At 44.3% G+C, this 2,784-nt stretch carries 2 protein-coding genes and 3 pseudogenes; 2 read left to right on the plus strand and 3 right to left on the minus strand.

Going from position 1 to position 2,784, the window contains the following annotated elements:
* A partial coding sequence (locus ACLRGG_RS13880; protein WP_416250331.1) for an integrase core domain-containing protein occupies positions 1-116 on the plus strand: 116 nt, incomplete at its 5' end.
* Here ACLRGG_RS13880 and ACLRGG_RS13885 read toward each other — a convergent pair.
* From ACLRGG_RS13885 to ACLRGG_RS13895, 3 genes and pseudogenes are all read right to left on the minus strand, one after another.
* Positions 96-458 (minus strand): hypothetical protein, encoded by a 363-nt coding sequence (locus ACLRGG_RS13885; RefSeq protein ID WP_416250330.1) that lies wholly within the window; start codon positions 456-458, stop codon positions 96-98. The genes ACLRGG_RS13880 and ACLRGG_RS13885 overlap by 21 nt on opposite strands.
* Positions 459-528: 70 nt before the next feature.
* Positions 529-699, minus strand: a pseudogene (locus ACLRGG_RS13890) (recombinase family protein); the annotation flags it as partial.
* A 4-nt stretch (positions 700-703) separates the two neighbouring features.
* Positions 704-1,156, minus strand: a pseudogene (locus tag ACLRGG_RS13895) (recombinase family protein); the annotation flags it as partial.
* Between the two features lie 1,323 nt (positions 1,157-2,479).
* Here ACLRGG_RS13895 and ACLRGG_RS13900 point away from each other — a divergent pair.
* A pseudogene (locus ACLRGG_RS13900) lies at positions 2,480-2,784 on the plus strand (transposase); the annotation flags it as partial.

A 2,784-nucleotide genomic window follows, 5' to 3' on the forward strand; every position in this document is an offset into this window, starting at 1 on the left:
GCTGGCTGAATGAATACAACAGAGAGCGGCCTCATGAATCCCTGAAAAACCTGACGCCGGAAGAATATGGGCTGATGGCTGAGAAACTGGAAATCTCAAAAAGTGCGTGGAACTAAAGCTGGGATACTTACACCGGGAAGCACTTTAGAAAGGCAGGGAGAAAGCATTCTGCTCTCCCCGTATTCTCCCAGGGTACGGACAAACTGCTGACCCCCCCGGCGGCAGTCGTCCGTGAACGGAACCCGGGAATCCGCCGCTTCTCCGGCAGAAGACGACGGGTCAGTATGATGCTCTTCATGGGGGGCAAAGGCTTCAGCCCCCTCAAACCAGGTCTCTTCCATTTCAACGTGGTCGATAGCGTCAAACCAGATATCCTGGTCTTCCGGGTTTGAACTATCCCGGGATAGCTGGGATATACTGGTTGGTGAGGTGGAGAAAGGTGGGTTTAAAGGTAGCATAGTCTTACGTCCGTATCGGTAATTGGCTGTTAAGTCCCCCTTATCTATCATCATTAGATTTTCTTTTCTTTCAGGAAAAATTTTTATTTCTGTAAAGTGCCTGGATACGGCATATCTGAGAGCAGTTGTACCCGGTGGCCTCCGCGGTTTCGCGGATACGCAGTTTCTTAACCCGCCGGTAGTACAGGACTTTCTGATGCCGTTCCTGAGCGGCCTGTTTTCCCCGATATTTACCCAGCGTAAAGATCTATGGAAGGTTCCCTTCCCCGGTATACGCCCCGTGCTTTCGCCGCGGCAATGCCTTCCATCTGGGGCTCCCGGCGAAGGTTGATGTCAAACTCAGCGAAAACACCCAGCATATCAAGGAAGGCTTTGCCTGCTGCTGAGCGCGTGTCCACTGGCTGTTCTGTTGCCCTGAGCGTTACGCCCTGCTGATTCAGTGCATACACTGTGTCCTGCAGGTCCTTAATGCTGCAGGCCTGGCGGTCCACGCGGGTCACCATCAACGTATCACCAGGGCGCAGCAACTCCAGCAGCAGCTGCAACTTGCTCCTTCCGGCCCGGCTGCTTCCACTGTCTTTTTCTGCACGGATGATTTCAAAACCGGCAGCGCGGAGAATTTGTGTCTGCAGGATAAGATCCCAATCACTGGTTGAAACACGGGCATAGCCATAATGATGAAAACTGTCTCGTTTAATTCTGGATGATGATGAAAACGTAACACCAGAATGAGATAAAAACAGCCCAAATGAGACAGAAAACCTGTCTCGCCGGATTGACTGTTTTGGGTATACCCTAACATTGCAAAATGAAAAATTTAGAGTATTCTCTATTTTAATTAGTTATTATTTAATGTATTTTAGAATAATTTGGTATTATTAAAACAGCTTGAGAAAAAATATTTAACCATAAAAAGTCAAACAAATCACCAGCTATCATGACAAGGAGGAAATGATGTTATCAGTCTTGAGTAATTATTCTTTATCCCAAACTTTAAATCAGCCAATACATACTGTAGATACTGCCTCTCCGCATCTTAACACCCTCTCTCGAGAGATAAGAAGCATTCGAAATACTGACGCTCTTTGTGTAACAGTTTCTCACATGGACAAGTCATATGACCCTATCTCTCATGGTCGTGGACGGAAACTAGAAAGTATAAAAACCTCCTTTAAAAAAATATAAAATCTTTAAAAAATTACACTATAAGCATCAATACGGAAGCTTATACGCAACTAGGCCCATCCGGTAAAAAAGAAATAGAAAAAGCAATAGATGAAAGATCCATCTCTTTTGAGAACGGCTCCTGGGTTGGAAAAAAAATGAGCACGTTTTAAATTTTAAACTTTCAAAAGACATAGGTGATTTTAGAGTTGAGCTTGCTCATAGAAATAATTTGAATATGAACACCGACTCTATGTATGAGTTCCAAATGAAAGCAGGTTATGCTGCACATAATGTGATTTTTTTTCAGGTAAAAGAGAGCGGTGGTGATATGAAGACCAGAGGTCGAGGACGGCCTCCAGTATCTCTTCACTTAAAGAATGAGAAAGATATACATATTGCAATCAACTCGGAGAATGGAAATGAATTAAGAAAAAAAATAGCGACGCTTAGCTGCCCTCAAGAATGGTATAAATTCAAAGTCAGAATTGTCTGAAACAGAAATCACCCGCGCATTCAGGTAGCAGTCAATGGAAAAAATGTTTTTGAGACAAATATTTCATTTGGTGCACGTAATTCCAGAAGCCATTACAGCAAGTTTGGCATTTATATTCCTCAGCAGAAAAGCGAGGAAGGGGTGAAAGATACATCACTTCTCTTTGACAATGTTAGAGAGAGTCATCGCTTTTTCAACCCTAAGATTCGGCATAACAAGGTAAAGAAATCATGATTAATTTAAACAATGTATTAACTTATGATATGGCAAATAATCTACAAACATTATGAACGGTAATCCCCCCAAAAACCGGTGTGTTCATAAGTAGAGTTTTCTCGTAGTCTGAACCGGGGAGATCTCTATGAAAAAATCACGTTTCACTGACAGCCAGGTCATGTCCATTCTGAAGCAAGCCGAGGCAGGAACGCCGGTGGCCGAACTGTGCCGCGAGCATGGCATGAGCAACGCCAGTTTCTATAAGTGGCGTTCACGCTTTGGCGGGATGGATGCTTCCATGATGACCCGCTTCAAAGAACTGGAAGAGGAAAACCGTCGCCTCAAAAAAATGTATGCTGAAGAGCGTCTCAAGGCCGAAATTATTCAGGAAGCCATGGCAAAAAAGTGGTGAAGCCATCGCGTCGAAAGCAGATGGCGCAAGAAGCCGTC

This window comes from Erwinia sp. PPS120, assembly GCF_047918655.1.
Classification (GTDB): Bacteria; Pseudomonadota; Gammaproteobacteria; order Enterobacterales; family Enterobacteriaceae; genus Erwinia; species Erwinia tasmaniensis_A.